This is a genomic window from Rhizobium sp. BK316, from assembly GCF_014193695.1.
Lineage (GTDB): Bacteria > Pseudomonadota > Alphaproteobacteria > Rhizobiales > Rhizobiaceae > Rhizobium.
Window position 1 is genome coordinate 1 of the sequence record NZ_JACHZR010000004.1, and the last position, 17,062, is coordinate 17,062.

The following is a 17,062-nucleotide window of genomic DNA, read 5'->3' on the forward strand; positions in this document are numbered from 1 at the left end:
TCGACGTCCCGCTCGTCGAGGCCGCCTCCCGGTATTTCCAGGAAGAACCTGCCCGCCGCATGCCGATATTGGCGAACGAGCAGAAGGCGATCGTCCGGGGTGATCGCAACGATATTGACCCAATCGGGATAGGACATCACGTAATAGGGCGAAATCGTCACTCCGTCCGGCGTCAGGCAGTCGTCGGCACGTAAATTCAGCCACCGATCCTGAAGGATCGTCCTGGTTTCGAGCACCTTCCAGCCGTCGTCCATGCAAGATTCCCCTGTTTTCGATCTCTTGGATCCCGGACAATAGCGTATGTCCGTTTTTTTTGAGTAGCGGAAATGCTGCAGCCGTGTGAGACGTCGATTTCATGAACCGTCTCTGCTATCGATCGGCTTTTGCCGAGCCCCCCGCATCGATGGTCCGTCTTCTCGTCACCTATATGGAACAGCTTGTGCCCCCGTCCGGCGTTGCGTTGTCATCTCCCGTCGCGGCCGCCGGCATCGCCAGGGAGCGTCCCGATGCGGAGGGCTATCTTCAGCTTTATCGATCCGTCGGGATGCCGCTGCAATGGAACGAGCGTCTGCGGATGACAAGGGAAGGCCTGTTGGCGTTCCTGCGCAGCAGTTCCACCGCTCTCTACATTCTGCGGCATGACGGACGATCCGTCGGGCTGTGCGAGTTTACGGGCGTCGGCGAAAGGGAGGTGGAGCTGAAGCACTTTGGCCTCATTCCCGAGGTCCAGGGCCGTCGTCTCGGGCCTTATCTTCTGGATTGGTCGCTGCGGGCTATATGGGCTTATCTGCCTGACCGCGTGTGGCTCCGCACCGACACCTGGGATCACCCGAAAGCCAAAGCCACCTACGAGCGCATCGGCTTCAGGGCCTATGCCGAAGTCTGGGAAGAGTTTGCGGACTGATCCTGCGTCGCAAGCCATCGCCTGCCACGGCAAGCCGGGGCAGGGTGCGTGCCCCCTGAAAGAGCACGCACACCATCAATTGACGATCAGCGAAAGCCGCCGGCGGCGGTCAGTCGCTCGCCGGTCAGCCAGCCGGCGTCGTCGGAGGCGAGGAAGACCGCGATCCTGGCGATATCGTCGGGCTGGCCGATGCGCCCGAGCGGGGTCTGGGCCACGGTGGTGTGCTCCAAATCGGAGCCGATGACGCCTATGCTATGCGTGCCTTCGGTCTCGATAATGCCGGGCAGGATGGCGTTGACGCGGATCTTGCGCGGGCCGAGTTCATTGGCAAGCACGCTGTTGATGGCGTCCACCGCTCCCTTGGTCCCGGCATAGACGGCGGTGGCTGGCGGAGCCATGCTGGTCACCACGGAGGAAATGTTGATGATGCTGCCGCCCTCGCCAATGTGTTTGACGGCGGCCTGGGTGGTCAGCAGGAGGCCGAGTACGTTCACGTTGAACTGGCGGTGATAGTGTTCCTCGGTAATCTCGTCGATCGCCCCGAATTCGTAAACGCCGGAATTGTTGACCAGCACGTCGAGACGGCCGAATTCCTTGATCGCAGCGTCGATCAATCCCTGTGCCTGCTCGGCCTTCGAAACATCGCCCTGTACCGCGATGGCCTTGCCGCCGGCGGCCGTGATCGTCTCGACGACGGCGTCTGCACCCGCCTTGCTCGAGGCGTAGTTCACCACCACTTTTGCACCCTCTGCGGCGAGCGCCCTGGCAATCGCAGCGCCGATCCCCTTGGAGGCTCCTGTCACGACGGCGACTTTTCCAGCAAGCTTAGACATATCAGTTCCTTTCGACCCGGAGTGCCGCCGGGAGTGACGGCTTTCGTTCCGTAGTTCAGAAATTCGGAACTGTTGATCATGATATCAAGTGGCCCTATATAAAAAATCATGAGACCGCTCTTTCACCCAGCCATCGAGGACTTGAAGCCGGAAGCGATCCTCTATGCGCTCTCCGATCCCGAGCGCGTGGCGATCTTCGCACAGATCGCGGGCGTCGGCTCCAGCGGCACGTGCACTGCGCTTGCCAATCTGGGCGGGCGTGTCATCCCCAAATCATCGCTGTCGCAGCATATGAAAGTGCTGCGTGAGGCCGGCCTCATCCGGGGCGAGCGTCATGGCGTGGAGATGCGCAACCATTCGCGCTGCCAGGAAGTGGATCAGCGCTTCCCCGGTCTTATCGCGGCCATCCTCAGCGCTTACGGGCGGCGGCCGGAGGAGACGAACGCAGGGTGAGCCAGACGGTCAAGGTATGACGTGCGCGCCTGAGAAAGTCTCAGGCACCAGACCGCCCGCCATGTCTAAAGGTGTGCGAATGAGGCGAGCAGGTCGGCCGCGACGACAAGATCGTGCGTTTCGAACCCTTCCGTGAAGTCATCATAGACGGGCTGCAGCATCTTGCGTGCATCATGCGCCCGCGACGAGACATGCCGGAGCCTTGCGAGATCGCAGGCCGATCGCAATCGCCACGACAAGGCGCCGATTTCCTGGGCCAGCGCGATCGACTCGATGAGAAGCGTCTCCGCCTCATCAGGCCGGACCTCGGCCATTAGAATCGAGGCCCGGATGCGCAGAAGCTCGGGAACGCACCACTGCTCGTTCTGCGCATGGGCGCAATCGAGCGCTTCCTGGATGGTGGCGGCGGCCTCCACCAGGCGGCCGCACTTGGCCAATGCGTCCGCAAAGCCGCCGAGATAAAAAGGGAACCGTGCCAGATGCCGGATGGCGCGGAACTCCCCGACAGCTTGCTCGAGCAGACCCAGTCCTTCGGCCGACGTGTCGCCCTGAGCGCATACCACGACACCGCGACAGAAGATGGCGACCGGTCGCCAGATGACGATGCCATGCCGTACGATCTGCTCGTCGAGCATCGCGGCAATACGGCCGCAGTCCTGGAAACGTCTGCTCATGAGGAAGGTAAGGCTCGCCCATGCGAGCGCATTGCTCAGAGAAAGCTCATGCCCGGTCTTTCGCGCGAGCGCGATCGTCACTTCCGTCGTCTGCACGGCCGTGTCGGCGAAACCCGTAAGCCACTGTATGTGCGACAGGATGTTCCCGACGTCGACATTTCTGTCATACAGGAAACGCGCGAACCGCGGGTCGTTGGAGTCCTTCAAATAGTTTCCGTAAAAGCGTTCGATGCGTTGCCGGGCGCCTTCAAACCTGCCTATGAACAGGTCGGCTACGGCCAGATGCGTCTCGCCGGCCGGCAATGCGGAAGGGTCCGCCGCGGCGGCGACTGAAACGAAGGTTTCAAGCGTTGCGATGCCGGCATCGTGTTCGCCGCCGAACAGTTGATATGTTCCGATCATCCGCAGGCAACGGAGTTGATGGTCGACATCGCCGATCCGAACGGCAATTTCCAGCGCCCGTCGCATGGCGTCCATTGCCTCGGGTATGGCGCCGCGCATGAACATCGTGGCGCCTGCGAACGACACCTGAAGCTGCATCTCGGCCGCCGTTCCGACAAGTCCGGCTGCATCCAGTTCCTCAAGCGCCCGCGCTACGCGAATGCGGCATTCTTCGGTAAGAGAGAAGTGGTTCCAGAGCAGGCATCCCGCGACAGAGAGCCGGATGTGCAGCGATCTATCCGCGGCAGCCCCTCCGGTCCAGTCCAGCGCCGAGCGCAGGTCGTCGAGCGTGCCTCCATAGGCGCGTGCCCAATCCGGGGCAGGGCGGATGGCCCACTCGCTCGCTGCGCGCTCCAGAACCGCACAAATATGCTCCGCATGCCGGCGGCGGACGATCTCCTCCTCGCCGCTCGATTGCAGTCGTTCGAGACAGTAGGCGCGCGTCGTATCCAGCAGGCGATAGACAAGCTTGTCGGCAACGACATCCACGGAAAGCAGAGACTTTGCGACGAGGTTGGCCACGTCATCGATCACCCGCACCCGTTCGACATCCTCACCGGCAACGGCGCAGGCCGAATCGAGATCGAACGAACCGGCAAGGACCGACAGTCGGCGCATGACCGCGCATTCGCCCTGCGAGAGAAGATCATAGCTCCAGTCGATCACTGCCGCCAGTGTGCGATGGCGCTCGGGTCCGGCGCGATGCCCGCTCAGCAGCCGAAATCGATCGTCCAGATGCGCGAGCAGTCCGTCCGTGCCGAAGGAATCCACGCGCGTCGCCGCAAGTTCGATCGCCAATGCAAGACCATCGAGCCGCCGGCAAATCTCCGCGACCGTCACTGCATTGGCGTCGCTCAGTTCGAACGACTCGAGCCTGTCGGTCGCGCGATCCACGAAGAGCTGAATGGCGGGATACGTGAGCGCTTCGGCTGCTTTCAAGTCGGACGACGCGGGCGGCGCGTCCAGCCCCGACAGCCTGCGGACGCGTTCGCCTCTCACGCGGAGCGGCTCCCGGCTGGTGGCGAGAATCCTGATGCGTGGCGCTTCGGCCAGTATCCGATCCGCACAGAAGGCCGCCGCTTCGATGATATGTTCGCAACTATCGAACAGGAGGAGCATCTCGCAATCGCGGAGATAGCTGCCTAAGGCAGCCAGCATATCCGCTGAGTGCGTTGCCAGACCGATTGCACTCGCAATGGCAAAGGGCACAAGCGAGGGATCCTTCAACGGCGCCAGATCGATCAGCCAAACGCCGTCTCCGAACGACCCGATCTTCTGCTCGGCGACGGCCAGCGCAACCGTCGTTTTTCCAATGCCGCCGGCACCGACGACCGAAACCAGCCGGGATGCGTGCAAATCGCGCCTGACGCCTTCGATCGCATCAGCCCGCCCGAAGACTCTCGTGGTGGCGATCGGCAAATTGTGTCTCCGTATTGCCGCGGCCGTCGAGGATGGCGCGAAGCCAGACAATCCATTGACTGCGACTGGCGCGATGAACCGGTAGCCCCGGCCCGTAACGGTGGCTATGTATTGCGCGGCCCCAATGCCATCGCCGAGGGCTCGTCTCAAGGCAGCCATGTTGACCTTGAGGTTGCCATCATCGACGACAACGTTCGGCCAGACGCGCGCCATCAACTCGCTCTTGTTCACGAGTTCGCCCGGGCGCTCAACCATGACCGTCAGGATGTCAAGCGCGCGGCCTCCTATCCGAACCGGGGCATCGCCTTGCAAGAGCAGCTGGCGGTCTGGAATGAGCACGAAAGGCCCAAAGGAGAAGGATCGGGAAGGCCGCTCGTCAAGGTCGCTCGTCACAATCTTTTTCCTTCGATGAAGGCCACGAGATCAGAGAAAAGTCTCGCCGTCCGCATCGTCGAAGCTGGCGTGGGTCGGAGCGGCGGAGCTCATAACCAAATTTTACCAAAATTAACGAGCGGCAGATGGCATACACATGTAGATTGGCTGCGTAAGCATAAATCCGGTGCCCCCGAGCATTGATAGTCTTGCGTAAAGGGCGTGGCCCTGATTGCACGGTAGAACACTGCGGTCGCCCAGGCGGCCAACTATTCAGCATGTCAGTGATACAATCCGACGGCACAGATGTCTTTGGCGCAGTCTAAGATGCCAAGCTCCCGCCGGCTGTCAATATAGTATTAAAACGCGATCAGGGGGCACGGACCAAGTGTCCTGCATTGCCAGGCGGTGACGAGTTGGCGGATCGAGACCGGATGCCCCCGGCCATGTCACTCGTCGCTGCCCAAAGACCGCACGTAAGCGAGTGACCTCGAACGCGCGAGGTCGCCTTTATGGGAACTGCGATGGGGATTGCGGGCACCCTTGGCCGGAATCCGCCCTTAGCCGGAATCTCCGGCAGCATCGTCATTCAATCGGGGAAAGCCATGACAAAACACGTCTTGTTCATCGTCACCAACGCATCCGTGATCGGCCCGCACAGTCGCAAGACCGGCTTCTTTTTCGCCGAGGTCGCTCATCCCTACGATGTGCTCGACAAGGCCGGGATCGCAATCGAGTTTGCCTCACCCGCCGGGGGATGGACGCCGTATGACGCGTATGACGAGAAGGACCCTGCTCAGAAGGGATTTCTCGAGAGCAAGGCCTTTCGTCGCCTCAATCACAGCCGCAAGTTAGCCGAGGTGGACGCCGCGGATTACGACGCCATCCTGATCCCCGGCGGCCTCGGGCCGATGGTGGATATCCAGCGCAACGCGGACGTCCAGAGGGCTGTCGTGCGCGCCTGGACAACGGGCAAGCTCGTGAGTGCTGTTTGTCACGGTCCGTGCTCATTGCTCGGCGTGGACCTCGGTGACGGCACGCCGTTCGTGCGCGGCAAGAAGCTCACATCCTTCTCGAAAAAGGAGGAATATGACTATGCACGAGATGACGTGCCCTATGAACTCGAGGACGCATTGAGGGCGGAAGGCGCCGAGTACTCGTCTGCGTCCAACTGGGAACCTCACGTTGTCGTCGATGGCCGCCTCATCACCGGCCAGAATCCCGCTTCGGCGGGACCGCTCGCACAACGGCTGCTCGCCGCTCTGAAGGAGCGGGCGTAAGTCTCTCGGCACCGCGGGGCATGTCGCCGCGACCGGCCCTCTTGCCGGCAGGAGCCGACATTGCGCGGCTCGCGTCTCAGATAGGAATGAACCATGTCCACTCGCATGAAGATCGTGGGTATCCTGACCGCGCGCCCTGGCAAGGCATCCGAACTCGGAGCGTTTCTTTCGGCAATGCGAATCCGAAGCCGGGCCGAGCCCGGAAATCTGCGGTGGGATATCTGGCGAGACAAGGCCAATCCTGACCGCTTCGTGCTCGATGAGCTTTATGCCGACAAAGCGGCCGTCGCTGCGCATCGCGATGCTGCGCACTTCAAGGACTATGCCGCCAAGATCGGCGATCTCGCCGACCGGACACCGATCACTCTCGACCCGGTCGAGGTCGATTAACCCAGGGGAGAAAATGCGATGAAAAACGCGATAACAGGATTGCTCACCGTCATGATCACAACCGCTTCCGCCGTCGTCGGCCACGCAGCCGACAAGCCTGTGTCCATCGTGCTGGTGCACGGCGCGTTCGTCGATGCCTCGGGCTGGCAGCAGGTCCACGACATCCTTTCCGCCGAGGGCTACGAGGTACTGGCCGTCCAGAATCCCACGATTACCCTGCAGGGTGACGTCGATGCCACCAGGCAGGTCATCGCCCGGGCCAGCAAGCCGGTGGTCCTTGTCGGCCATTCCTATGGCGGGGCCGTCATTACCGAGGCCGGCAGCCTGCCAAAGGTCAAGAGCCTGGTTTATCTCGCTGCATACGCGCTTCAAGCCGGCGAGTCGGTCTACGACATCGGCACGGCGCCGACGCCGGGCGAAGACAAGGCGCCGCTGCTTCCGCCAAGCGACGGATTTCTGTTGGTAGACTTTGCGAAGTTCCCGACATCCTTTGCAGCCGACGTCGATCCCGCCAAGACGAAGTTCATGGCCGAGTCTCAGGTTCCCTGGGGGCTCGGCGCTGTGCAGACAAAAATCACCACGCCGGCGTGGAAGGAAAAGCCCACCTACTTCATGGTGACAAAGAACGACCACATGATCCCGCCCAGCCAGCAGCGTTCCATGGCAGCGCGTGCCGGCGCCAAGGTCGTTGAAATCGCCTCCAGCCACGCCGTGATGCTTTCGCATCCGCAGGAGGTGGCGGACTTTATCACCAGCGCGGCCGCGCCGACGAACTAAGGCACGCCCATACCGTCTTAACGCCCTTGCGAAGAGTGCCGGAGGATTGAGCAGGCAGCCGTCGACGAAGCCAAGGTTATCGAGGAGAGGAGAAACGCATGAGAGCCGCGCGCATACTCCAATATCACAAGCCGCTCGTCCTGGAAGACATAGCGGTTCCCGATATCAACGCGGACGAAGTTCTGGTCAAGGTTGCGGCATGCGGGATGTGCCGCTCCGACGTTCTTTTGGTCGACGGATTTTTCCAGAACTACGGCGATATTCCCCCGCCGGTTATCCCGGGCCATGAAATCACCGGCACGATCGAGAAGATTGGCGACGTCGTATCGAAGGCCGCGGGGCTGGAAGAGGGTGATCACGTCGTGGTCGCGCCCGGATGGGGCGATGGCGTATGTCGCCATTGCCAGGTCGGCAACACGCATATCTGCGCCAATGTGCGTTGGCCCGGCTTCGGCACCTATGGTGGCTTTGCGGAATATATTCCCGTTCCGGCACGCTACGTTATCAAGGTCGCGAAGCATTTGAAATTTGAAGAGCTTGCTCCGCTGACCGATGCCGGATTGACGCCCTATCGCGGCATCAAGAAGATCCGCGATGCCGGTGGCCTCGGACCTGATCGGGTGATCGGCGTGTTAGGCATCGGCGGGCTCGGTGCCTATGCGGTCCAATATGCCAAGCTGCTTGGCGCTGGTGCGGCCGTCGTTGCATTCGCCCGCAATCCGGACAAGCTGGCCATCGCAAAGAGCTATGGCGCCGACCACATCATCGATATCAAGGGCAAGTCCGCTGGCGATATCGGCAAGGAGCTCAAGAAGGCCACCGGGCAGGACAAGCTCGATGCGATCATCGATTGCGCCGGCGCGCGGGAGATGATGCAACTGGGGTTCGCCTTGTTGGCGATCAGTGGCCACTATGCGGATGTCGGCTTCATCGCCGATCGCATCGACATTCCGTTGTTCCCGCGAGTCTCCGGCGAGCAGACATTTCATGGGTCTTTCTGGGGTAATAACGCCGACCTCAGCGAGGTGATGGCGCTCGCCGCCGCAGGCAAAATCCAACACACTATCAAGACAATCAGTTTCGATGAGATCAACGAATATCTCGATCTCCAGCGGGACAATAAAGTCGTCGGGCGGGCGGTCGTGAAGTTCTGATGCCGTCAAGGCCCAATGCAGCCGCCGAGCAATGCACAGGAGTTTGAACATGTTCCAAAAGGCCTTCGAACCGCAATGCAAGGCAGTGGCAACCCATTGCACAGATGCGGCGCAACACCGGCGTCGCGGTTTGACGCTGTTTGCACTGGCGCTTGGAAGCTTCTGCATCGGGACGTCCGAATTCGCCAGCATGGGCGTTCTGCAGCTCTTTGCCGAAAGCCTCGATATCAGCATACCGGTGGCAACAAATGCGATCACGGCCTATGCGTTCGGGGTCGTGATCGGTGCCCCTCTCGTCACGCTCGCTGCCGCGCGATTTAACCGGAAGAGCCTGCTTCTGGTTTTGCTCGGCCTTTTCATCGTCGGCAATATGCTCTCCGCGCTTGCCGCCAATCTCGGCATGTTCGCGCTCGCCCGCTTCATCAGCGGTATGCCCCAAGGCGCTTATTTCGGTGCCGGCGCCGTCGTCGCCTCCTATATCGTGGGGCCTGGACATGGCGGCAAGGCCTTTGCCCTCGTCATGACGGGATTGACGGTTGCGACCATCATAGGCTCGCCGCTCGCTACCTTTCTCGGCCAGAACCTCGGCTGGCGGAACACCTATTTCGCCGTTGCCGGCGCGGGTGTGCTGGCGCTTCTGGCCCTTTGGGCATGGGTGCCGCGAACCGAGGCGCTGGACGGCGGGCCGATCGCACAGGAACTGAGTTCGCTCCGCCGAGGCTCCGTCTGGATCATGATGCTGGTCGCCGCCTTGGGCGTGGCGAGTATCTTCGCCGTCTACACGTTCATCGGACCGTTCGTGACCGATGTCGCTGTCATCGACAGGGCATGGATCCCGGTGGCGCTGGCCCTCTTCGGTATCGGCATGACGGCAGGGAACCTTATCGGCGGACGGATCGCCGACAGCCACCCTTCGTGGGGGCTCGTCGTTGGCTTCGGCAGTGCGCTCATCGTACTGGCGGTCCTCGCATCATCAGGGGGAAATGTCGCGCTGCTGATGATCGGCCTCTTCGGTGTCGGCACGACGATGATGATTGCTATCCCTACGATCCAAGTAAGATTGACGAGCTTTGCGCCGGAAGCACCAACTTTGATGGGCGCCATGAATCTGGCGGCCCTCAACGTTGCCAACGCCATCGGCGCCTGGGCCGGCGGAGCGGCGATCGCGGCCGGATTCGGCCTTCTCTCGGCGGTCTGGGCCGGGTTCCTCTTGACGCTTCTTGGCCTGGTCGTCTTTGCAATCACGCTGCCGCGCGCGCCTCAACTCGCTGCTGCCTGAGGCGATAGCGTACCGTTTAGGGTGTCGATGGAGATCGAAGCGTGGCGATGATATCAAGTATGATCTCCCGCCGATGAAGAAAGAAAGCCGGTCCTTTAGCGATATCTGCGCCGGAATTGACAAATAATATTTCCGGCCGTGTCTCTATCAAAGATAAAGGCGCATTCGATACTGTTTATTTACCATGCAATATTAAGTTCCGAGAACGTGCTCGCTCAGGAGGTGGATCGAGCGCGTAAACGGCGGTTTGCCGCATCTTGGGGATCGATCATGAAGCTCACCATTGCCAGAAATCTCGCCATCGTGGGCATTGCCGTTTCCGTCGGCATGTTCGCTTCCTTCGGGCTGCAGCAGGCCGCACTCGAACGGCTCAAGGTCAACGGGCCGATCTACGAGCAGATCGTCTATGGCAAGGACCTGATCGCCGATATCCTGCCGCCGCCGCTCTTCGTGGTCGAATCCTACATGCTGTCGCATGAGGCCAACGATTTTCCCGACCTTGTTGATGCCAACCTCGCCAAGATCGCGACGCTGAAGGCAGCCTATGAGGATCGACGCGCCTATTGGCAGACGACCCGCCTGCCGCAGCCGCTCAAGGACGAGCTCAACAGGCAAGTGCTGGCCAAGGGCGACAACTTCTGGAAGGTGATGGAAGAGGATGTCATCCCGGCACTCAAGACCGGGAAAGGCGGTGCTGCGGCCGAACCGATGGTCAAGCTGAGAACCGCCTTCCACGAACATCAGGATGCGGTCGAAAAGCTGGTGGTCAATTCCGATACCTATCTCAAGGGGCAGGAGAAGAATGCTGCCGATGAGATCATGACCTGGACCTCGGCCGCCGCAGCGGCTTCGCTCGCATCCTTCCTGCTGCTGCTTGCCGGCCTCTATTTCTTCCGCCGCCGCGCCATCCTGCCGATCGATGGCATGAAGCGTTATATGAGCGGCCTTGCCAATGGCGATTTCTCGCAGGACGTGCCCTTTGCCGAGCGCAGCGACGAGATCGGCCAGATGGCGCAGGCCGTCGTCGTCTTCCGCAACAATTCGCTCGAGCGCCGCGAAGCGCACCTGCGCGAGGCGGGGGCCAAGGAAGCCGAAGTGACCCGCGAACGCCAGCTGGCCCTGGAGCGCGCTTCCGAGGAAGCCGCGCGTGACGAGGTGATCCAGTCGCTCACCCGGGCGCTCGAGGAACTGTCGCGCGGCAATCTCGGCTTCCGCATCGATACCAGGTTCTCATCCGCCTACGAAGAGCTCCGCGCCGCCTTCAATTCCAGTGTCGATACGCTGTCCAGCTCGATCGACGCCGTCTCCGGCGCGACCAGCACGCTGCGCCATTCGTCGCATGATATCGCCGGCGCCATGGAGGCGCTGTCGAAGCGGACCGAGCAGCAGGCCGCGACCATCGAAGAGACATCGGCCGCACTCACCGAAATCACCTCTGCCGTCGGCAGTTCCTCGTCGCAATCGGCCGAGGCAAGCCGGATGACTGATGAGACCAGCAAGGCCGCGCTGCAATGCGCCGAGTTGATGCGCGAGGCAATCGCGGCAATGCAGCGGATCGAGAGTTCGTCCGACCAGATCGGCTCGATCATCAACGTCATCGACGACATCGCCTTCCAGACCAACCTTCTGGCGCTGAATGCCGGCGTCGAGGCGGCCCGCGCGGGCGAAGCCGGCAAGGGTTTTGCCGTCGTGGCACAGGAAGTGCGCGAACTTGCCTCCCGCTCCGCCAATGCCGCCAAGGAGATCAAGGTTCTGGTCTCGACATCTTCGGACCAGGTCGGCTCGGGCGTGGCGCTCGTCAACCGCACGGGCGAAGCGCTCTCCCACATCGAGACCAGGGTCCAGCATGTTGGCCGACTGATCGATGCCGTGGTCACGTCCTTGAACGTGCAGTCCTCGGCGATCGGCGACATCAACAGCTCGGTTCATGCGATGGACGAAGTGACCCAGCGCAACTCCGCCATGGCGGCGCAAACCAATTCGGCCTGCAAGGGGCTCAACGAGCAGGTCCTGGCGCTGGAAGAGATCGTTTCGCGCTTCCGGATCGCCGCTGCACGGCCCGTTGTTGCGGCAACTCGCGCCGCCTGAGCCGAATTGCTCCAGCTACTTTTTGGGCGGCTCGAACAATTCGATGGCGTTGCCGGCGGGGTCTTCGACGAGGACCTGCTTGCCGCCCATTCCGGCGACGATCTCGTTGCGAAACCGTGTGCCTGATCTGCGCAGGCGTGCGACCTCGTCTTCGATATTGTCGACCTCCAGCTGGATGCGGTTCCATCCGCCGGGTTCGGGCCGGCGTCCATCCGGCATGGGCTGGGACGCGCCGCCTGGTCCCGTCGTTGCGTTTACGAGCAGGCGAAGATCGCCTCGGGTGAGCATGGCGAAGCTCGGCGCCGGATGCATGGTGAGCGTAAAGCCGAGCGATTGCGTATAGAAGGCAATCGCCGCATCGACATCGTCGACGATATAACGAACGCTGACAGTGGCCATATCAATTCCTCCTTCGGATAAGGTAGGGGCGTGCAGCATCGGATATATGGCGTTCGGGTCGAGATCTTGTAGCCGTGTGGGAAAGATCGGGAACCGCGACCGGAGGGCAAGAGTTTGGCCCGCAGCCGCCAGACGGATCGGCGGTTCCTCGAAACGCGAACCAAGGGAGAATACCGATGGTCAATGCAGCCGATCGAGATCCGCGTCACCATACGCAGAAAATGCAGGTGCGCCTTCAGGAGATGATGGACCATCTGCGGGAAGATATCGTTGATGTCGACGAGCCACAGCTGAAGGCCATGTTCGAGACCGCAGCCGAAGTGCTGGGCGGGCTGAAGAAGGCATTCGGCGATTACGAGAAGAAAAACGAGCCTGCGTGGAAATAGGGTGGGCGAGCAGATATCATCGCCGGCAACAAGGTTAATTTCGACGTTGGCGGGACGCGCGCTGAATACGATGCGATCGACGTGAAAGAACTCTGAGGTGAGGGGAGATCGATATGTTGGATTTGAAAGCTCTTCGAACGCTTCAGGGTGAGGACGAATACAATGCGGCGTTGAAGGAAGTCCGGCCGTATTTCGAGAACGAACCCGGCGAAGGGTCCGATGACGCTGCGCATTTCGACGCGCTCGTCCTTCTGATCTTACAGTATGAGACCAGGCACTATCGGATCCCGGCTGCGAGCCCCCGGTTGAGGTGATCAAGTCGGCGATGGCGGCGAGGTTTCGTCCAGCTAACGCAGAAATAATTCTCGTTCAGGTTTTCAAGTTTTATGGAAAAGTGAGATGTGGAGGAGACGGGATGCATTTCCTTGGAGTTTTCGCGATCGGAAGTCTCATAGGGGCGGGGATTTTCCACGTCGGCATGCTCATCGCTTTCGAACGCTTGGCAAATGAGGTGAATAAATACGGACCCAATTTGGTGACCAAAATCGGGAAGGGCCTCCCGGAAATTGATCTGCGTAGTCAAGCCATCCCATCAGAATTAAAGAGCAAATTCGTCCTTTACAGGCGGGCGTGGGCGGTTGTCATTTCGATTTTTATGATGCCGGTCGCAGTCTACTTGTTCACCAAGGCATTTGTTGCGGCAGTTTAAGCCCCTCCCACCTGTGGGGAGGGGTTGGGGAGGGGCCTTTTCTTACGGTCGGAGATCAAGCCCCTCGCGCCAACCCATGCTCCACCAGCCGGTCGATGACCTCGGCATAGGCCACACCGCTGGCGGCCATCGCCTTGGAATACATGCTGATATCGGTGAAGCCAGGAATGGTGTTCACCTCGTTGACGACGAAGCGCATGTCCTCCATCAGGAAGAAATCGACGCGGGCCATGCCGTCGCAGCCGAGTGCGCGGAAGGCGCGGGCGGCCATGTCGCGGATTTTGGTTTCGACATCGGCGGGAAGCTCGGCCGGCACCTTCAGGGCGGCGCCGTTCTCGTCGAGATATTTGGCGGTGTAGCTGTAGAAGCCGTGGCTTTCGGCGGGCGCGATCTCGCCGGGGCGGGAGACGAAGAGGCCGCCCTTCGTGTCTTCGAGCACGCTGCATTCGATCTCGCGCCCGGCAATGAATTCCTCGGCGATGAGCTTGCGATCATGGCTGAAGGCTTCTGTCAGGGCGGGGGCGAATTCCTGGCTGCCGGAGACTTTTCGCACGCCAACGGAAGAGCCCTGGCGGGCCGGCTTGATGAAGAGCGGCAGGCCGAGCGCGCCTTCCAGCGTTTCCAATGCCGGGGGCGTGGCCTGATCGAGCGTCACCGAACGGGCCACCGGCAGGCCGGCGGCTTTCAGGAGCTGCTTGGCGATATCCTTGTCGAGCGCCGTTGCCGAGCCGAGGATGCCGCAGCCGGCAAGCGGCACGCGCGCCACCTGGCAGAGCCCCTGAACGGCACCGTCCTCCCCATGCAGGCCATGCAGGACCGGGAAGAGGATGTCGATCCTGCCGGCCTCAGTGGCCTTGCCATCGGGGCCGATCGCCAGCATTCGGCCATGGCCGCCGGGCACGAGGCAGAGTTCGGTGCCGGAGGAGGGCTTGTCGAGTTCGCCATCGATGAAGCGGCTCTGCAGCCAGTGGCCGTCCTTGCTCACGAAGACGGGCAGGGCGTCATATCGTTCGGGATCGAGCGCACGCATGACATTGGTGGCCGACATCACGGAGACGTCGTGTTCGCTGGAACGGCCGCCGAAAAGCACGGCGATGCGCAGCCTGGATTGGGAAGGGCTCATGAAAATCTCCTTGAAAAGAATTGCGCGGAAACAAAGCCTCTAAAGGCCGACCGCAATGCCTCTGTTGGCGAAGAAGCGGTCGAAGGTGGCGAGCGGCAGGGTGACATCGGCCTGGGTGGCGCGCTCGTGGCCGGACGGGTTGTGGAAGCGCACGCTGCCTTCATCGGCCGCCGTCACCAGCACCAGATGGCCGCCTTTGCCTGGCGGTTCGCGCTCCGGCCAGCGGATCGCGCTGCTGACCGAGGCGATGAAGAAGCGATGGGAGGAGAGGATTTCAGGAATTGTTTCCACCGGCATCTGTGTCCTCACATCCGCCGAAAGCCCGAAGCGCTCGCGCACGAAGGTGACGAAGGGCGCATAGATCAGCCCCTTGATCGAGGCATCGGCCTCATTGACGACATAGCCGCCATAGGTGGTGCAGGCTCTTGCGAGCGACAGGATCGGATGCGCCTCGCCGCGGGCGGCCAGGATCATCTTCAGACAGGCCATGCCGCAGACATTGACCGCCCAGCGCGCATATTCCTCGATCGTCTCGGCGCCGGAATTTTTCCAGTTGACATCGCGGTGCAGGGCGCTCGCACCTTCGGCCAGCACGGGCAGGGTCATTTCAGGTGACTCCCACTGGCTGAAATAGGGCACGTCGAGCTTTGCTTGATTCATGTCGTCTCCTGGGCATTGCGATGCGAATCCCGCTTGAAAGTGGCTCAATCTAAATGCATTCTGACAAGACTTTGAAGGTCCACTTTGCTCATCGTGCGTGAGCCACTTGTACCGGCTATTGGGGGTGGGGAGCTTTCATGACGCTGACGAGAAGACGCGAAGCGCCATCGGCTTCTTTCCGGCCTGATCTCGATCCGTCGTCATCGGCACCTTTGCCGCGGCAGCTTTACCTCTCGTTACGGAATGCCGTAGCGGAAGGGCGGCTAGCCGCCGGACAGCGACTGCTCTCGACGCGGCTTGCCTCAGCGGAATGGGGCATTTCGCGCGGCGTCATTGCGGAAGCCTATGAAATCCTGATTTCGGAGGGTTTTGCGGTCGCCCGTCACGGCTCAGGCACCTATATCGCCTCTTCTGTTCCCGAAGGTGCGACGCGGATCGATCCCTCGGATGCCGCCAGCGCGCAAACCATCCGCCGCAGCGTGTCGGCCGCCGCCATCAATATCCTGACGCGCGGGCCGAGCCTGGAGCCGCAGAAGGCCCTGCCATTCGTCACCGGCCGCATCGCCCATGACGAGCGCACGGCGCGGCTTTTGAACCGCATCGCCGCAGGGCATATGAACTATGCTTTCGAAGGCTATGGCGACATCCAGGGCGACTTGCGGCTGAGAGCAGCGATCAGCGCCCATCTTGCTGTCTCGCGCGGGGTGCGCTGCAGCCCCGACCAGATCTTCATCACGGCGGGTACGCAGCAGGCGCTCGACCTTGCCTTCCGCGTGCTGATGACGCCAGGCGATACGGCCGTCGTCGAAGATCCCTGTTATCCGCCGGCGCGGCAATGCCTCGTCCTGAACGGCATCGATGTCGTCGGCCTGCCGGTCGACGCTGACGGCATCGATATCTCCCGTCTGCTGGGCGGAACGCTGCCGCCGCCAGCCGCCTTCTACGTCACGCCCTCCAACCAGTATCCGGTCGGCTCGGTGCTGTCGCTCTCGCGCCGTCTCGGGCTGCTTTCCTATGCCGAGGAGAACGATTGCTGGATCATCGAGGACGATTACGACAGCGAATTCCGCTATCAAGGCCACCCGATCGCCTCGCTGCACGGCCTCGACAAGGCAAACCGCGTTCTCTACACCGGCACCTTCAGCAAGGCGCTGCTGCCGAGCCTGCGCATCGGCTATCTCGTGGTCCCCGCCGATCTCGTGCCTGCCTTCCGCGCCGTGCGCCCCGCCGTCGACCGTTGCCCGCCGAGCTTCCAGCAGCGGGTGATCGCCGATTTTCTGGAGGAGGGCTATTTTCCGGCGCATCTGCGGCGGCTCAGGGAGCGGCTTCGGGCCTCGCGCGACATGCTGGCGGGGTTTCTGGGGGAACGGTTGGCGGAGCATCTGGCGGTGCTGCTGCCGGATCAGGGCATCAATCTCACTGTCAGGAGCACCGGCGGCTGGGACGACGACACGGTGGTTTCCGCTGCGGCGCTGAGGAAGGGCGTGGTGGTGATGCCGCTGTCGCGCATGAATGTGGTCTCGATGGATCGGTCGCGGTTGCTGCTCGGGTTTTCCGGGCTTTCGGAGGAGGAGGCGGATATGGGGACGCGGGTGCTTGCAGAGGTGTTTGCGGGTGGGACGTTTTTGACGGTAAGGTGAGGGGGCTGCAGAACCGAGCATTTATTAAGGCGGCGGGCTCCAACCTTCCTCCAAAGCGAACCTTCGGAACTTTTCTGATTC

General features: G+C 61.5%; 18 protein-coding genes. 12 read left to right on the plus strand and 6 right to left on the minus strand.

Translation table 11 applies throughout. The annotated features are described in order from the left end of the window. Positions 1-254 (minus strand): NUDIX hydrolase (locus tag FHT87_RS18760; RefSeq protein WP_183804053.1); only part of this gene is annotated, 254 nt, incomplete at its 3' end. Positions 255-355: 101 nt separating this feature from the next. Between FHT87_RS18760 and FHT87_RS18765 the strand changes: the two genes are divergently transcribed. Then, positions 356-904, plus strand: coding sequence for a GNAT family N-acetyltransferase (locus FHT87_RS18765; RefSeq protein WP_246698236.1), 549 nt, complete (start codon positions 356-358; stop codon positions 902-904). 86 nt (positions 905-990) lie between these two features. On the opposite strand, the gene FHT87_RS18770 is transcribed toward FHT87_RS18765, so the two are convergent. Further along, positions 991-1,737 carry a glucose 1-dehydrogenase gene (locus FHT87_RS18770; protein ID WP_183735918.1) on the minus strand — a complete coding sequence of 249 codons (747 nt, stop codon included), beginning with the start codon at positions 1,735-1,737 and terminating at the stop codon, positions 991-993. 108 nt (positions 1,738-1,845) lie between these two features. Here FHT87_RS18770 and FHT87_RS18775 point away from each other — a divergent pair, with 108 nt between their 5' ends. Then, positions 1,846-2,190, plus strand: a complete 345-nt coding sequence (locus FHT87_RS18775; protein WP_183735919.1) for a helix-turn-helix domain-containing protein — start codon at positions 1,846-1,848, stop codon at positions 2,188-2,190. Between the two features lie 65 nt (positions 2,191-2,255). Here FHT87_RS18775 and FHT87_RS18780 read toward each other — a convergent pair whose 3' ends face one another. Then, a complete protein-coding gene (locus FHT87_RS18780; RefSeq protein ID WP_183804086.1) occupies positions 2,256-5,117 on the minus strand; it encodes a winged helix-turn-helix domain-containing protein in 2,862 nt (953 codons plus the stop codon). A gap of 584 nt (positions 5,118-5,701) precedes the next feature. Here FHT87_RS18780 and FHT87_RS18785 point away from each other — a divergent pair. The 6 genes from FHT87_RS18785 (at position 5,702) to FHT87_RS18810 (ending at position 12,064) form a co-directional block, all read left to right on the plus strand. Further along, a complete protein-coding gene (locus tag FHT87_RS18785; RefSeq protein ID WP_183805029.1) occupies positions 5,702-6,376 on the plus strand; it encodes a type 1 glutamine amidotransferase domain-containing protein in 675 nt (224 codons plus the stop codon). A 93-nt stretch (positions 6,377-6,469) separates the two neighbouring features. Further along, entirely contained in the window at positions 6,470-6,766 is a 297-nt protein-coding gene (locus FHT87_RS18790; protein WP_183804088.1) for an antibiotic biosynthesis monooxygenase, read from the plus strand. A 51-nt stretch (positions 6,767-6,817) separates the two neighbouring features. Then, positions 6,818-7,543: an alpha/beta hydrolase gene (locus FHT87_RS18795; protein ID WP_183805031.1), complete on the plus strand. Its 726-nt coding sequence runs from the start codon at positions 6,818-6,820 to the stop codon at positions 7,541-7,543. A gap of 98 nt (positions 7,544-7,641) precedes the next feature. After that, a complete protein-coding gene (locus FHT87_RS18800; RefSeq protein ID WP_183735923.1) occupies positions 7,642-8,697 on the plus strand; it encodes an NAD(P)-dependent alcohol dehydrogenase in 1,056 nt (351 codons plus the stop codon). A gap of 49 nt (positions 8,698-8,746) precedes the next feature. Continuing rightward, positions 8,747-9,976 (plus strand): MFS transporter, encoded by a 1,230-nt coding sequence (locus FHT87_RS18805; RefSeq protein ID WP_183804090.1) that lies wholly within the window; start codon positions 8,747-8,749, stop codon positions 9,974-9,976. A gap of 270 nt (positions 9,977-10,246) precedes the next feature. Further along, positions 10,247-12,064: a methyl-accepting chemotaxis protein gene (locus tag FHT87_RS18810; protein ID WP_183804092.1), complete on the plus strand. Its 1,818-nt coding sequence runs from the start codon at positions 10,247-10,249 to the stop codon at positions 12,062-12,064. 15 nt (positions 12,065-12,079) lie between these two features. On the opposite strand, the gene FHT87_RS18815 is transcribed toward FHT87_RS18810, so the two are convergent. Then, entirely contained in the window at positions 12,080-12,463 is a 384-nt protein-coding gene (locus FHT87_RS18815) for a VOC family protein (RefSeq protein ID WP_183804095.1), read from the minus strand. A gap of 176 nt (positions 12,464-12,639) precedes the next feature. Here FHT87_RS18815 and FHT87_RS18820 point away from each other — a divergent pair, with 176 nt between their 5' ends. The 3 genes from FHT87_RS18820 (at position 12,640) to FHT87_RS18830 (ending at position 13,558) form a co-directional block, all read left to right on the plus strand. Next, entirely contained in the window at positions 12,640-12,849 is a 210-nt protein-coding gene (locus FHT87_RS18820) for a hypothetical protein (protein ID WP_183804098.1), read from the plus strand. A 113-nt stretch (positions 12,850-12,962) separates the two neighbouring features. Then, on the plus strand, positions 12,963-13,163 hold the full coding sequence (locus tag FHT87_RS18825) for a transcriptional regulator (protein WP_246698237.1): 201 nt from the start codon (positions 12,963-12,965) through the stop codon (positions 13,161-13,163). Positions 13,164-13,264: 101 nt separating this feature from the next. Further along, on the plus strand, positions 13,265-13,558 hold the full coding sequence (locus FHT87_RS18830; protein ID WP_183735972.1) for a hypothetical protein: 294 nt from the start codon (positions 13,265-13,267) through the stop codon (positions 13,556-13,558). Between the two features lie 55 nt (positions 13,559-13,613). Here FHT87_RS18830 and FHT87_RS18835 read toward each other — a convergent pair whose 3' ends face one another. Further along, positions 13,614-14,681 (minus strand): D-alanine--D-alanine ligase family protein, encoded by a 1,068-nt coding sequence (locus FHT87_RS18835; protein ID WP_183804102.1) that lies wholly within the window; start codon positions 14,679-14,681, stop codon positions 13,614-13,616. A 39-nt stretch (positions 14,682-14,720) separates the two neighbouring features. Next, positions 14,721-15,341 (minus strand): C39 family peptidase, encoded by a 621-nt coding sequence (locus tag FHT87_RS18840; RefSeq protein WP_183804105.1) that lies wholly within the window; start codon positions 15,339-15,341, stop codon positions 14,721-14,723. Positions 15,342-15,478: 137 nt separating this feature from the next. Here FHT87_RS18840 and FHT87_RS18845 point away from each other — a divergent pair, with 137 nt between their 5' ends. Beyond that, positions 15,479-16,981 carry a PLP-dependent aminotransferase family protein gene (locus FHT87_RS18845; protein WP_183804108.1) on the plus strand — a complete coding sequence of 501 codons (1,503 nt, stop codon included), beginning with the start codon at positions 15,479-15,481 and terminating at the stop codon, positions 16,979-16,981. The last annotated feature ends 81 nt before the right edge of the window (positions 16,982-17,062 follow it).

Coding starts and splice junctions, on each gene's coding strand:
- FHT87_RS18765 (WP_246698236.1), top strand. CDS start 356: ATGAACCGTCTCTGCTATCGATCGGCTTTTGCCGAGCCCCCCGCATCG.
- FHT87_RS18770 (WP_183735918.1), bottom strand. CDS start 1,737: ATGTCTAAGCTTGCTGGAAAAGTCGCCGTCGTGACAGGAGCCTCCAAG.
- FHT87_RS18775 (WP_183735919.1), top strand. CDS start 1,846: ATGAGACCGCTCTTTCACCCAGCCATCGAGGACTTGAAGCCGGAAGCG.
- FHT87_RS18785 (WP_183805029.1), top strand. CDS start 5,702: ATGACAAAACACGTCTTGTTCATCGTCACCAACGCATCCGTGATCGGC.
- FHT87_RS18790 (WP_183804088.1), top strand. CDS start 6,470: ATGTCCACTCGCATGAAGATCGTGGGTATCCTGACCGCGCGCCCTGGC.
- FHT87_RS18795 (WP_183805031.1), top strand. CDS start 6,818: ATGATCACAACCGCTTCCGCCGTCGTCGGCCACGCAGCCGACAAGCCT.
- FHT87_RS18800 (WP_183735923.1), top strand. CDS start 7,642: ATGAGAGCCGCGCGCATACTCCAATATCACAAGCCGCTCGTCCTGGAA.
- FHT87_RS18805 (WP_183804090.1), top strand. CDS start 8,747: ATGTTCCAAAAGGCCTTCGAACCGCAATGCAAGGCAGTGGCAACCCAT.
- FHT87_RS18810 (WP_183804092.1), top strand. CDS start 10,247: ATGAAGCTCACCATTGCCAGAAATCTCGCCATCGTGGGCATTGCCGTT.
- FHT87_RS18815 (WP_183804095.1), bottom strand. CDS start 12,463: ATGGCCACTGTCAGCGTTCGTTATATCGTCGACGATGTCGATGCGGCG.
- FHT87_RS18820 (WP_183804098.1), top strand. CDS start 12,640: ATGGTCAATGCAGCCGATCGAGATCCGCGTCACCATACGCAGAAAATG.
- FHT87_RS18825 (WP_246698237.1), top strand. CDS start 12,963: ATGTTGGATTTGAAAGCTCTTCGAACGCTTCAGGGTGAGGACGAATAC.
- FHT87_RS18830 (WP_183735972.1), top strand. CDS start 13,265: ATGCATTTCCTTGGAGTTTTCGCGATCGGAAGTCTCATAGGGGCGGGG.
- FHT87_RS18835 (WP_183804102.1), bottom strand. CDS start 14,681: ATGAGCCCTTCCCAATCCAGGCTGCGCATCGCCGTGCTTTTCGGCGGC.
- FHT87_RS18840 (WP_183804105.1), bottom strand. CDS start 15,341: ATGAATCAAGCAAAGCTCGACGTGCCCTATTTCAGCCAGTGGGAGTCA.
- FHT87_RS18845 (WP_183804108.1), top strand. CDS start 15,479: ATGACGCTGACGAGAAGACGCGAAGCGCCATCGGCTTCTTTCCGGCCT.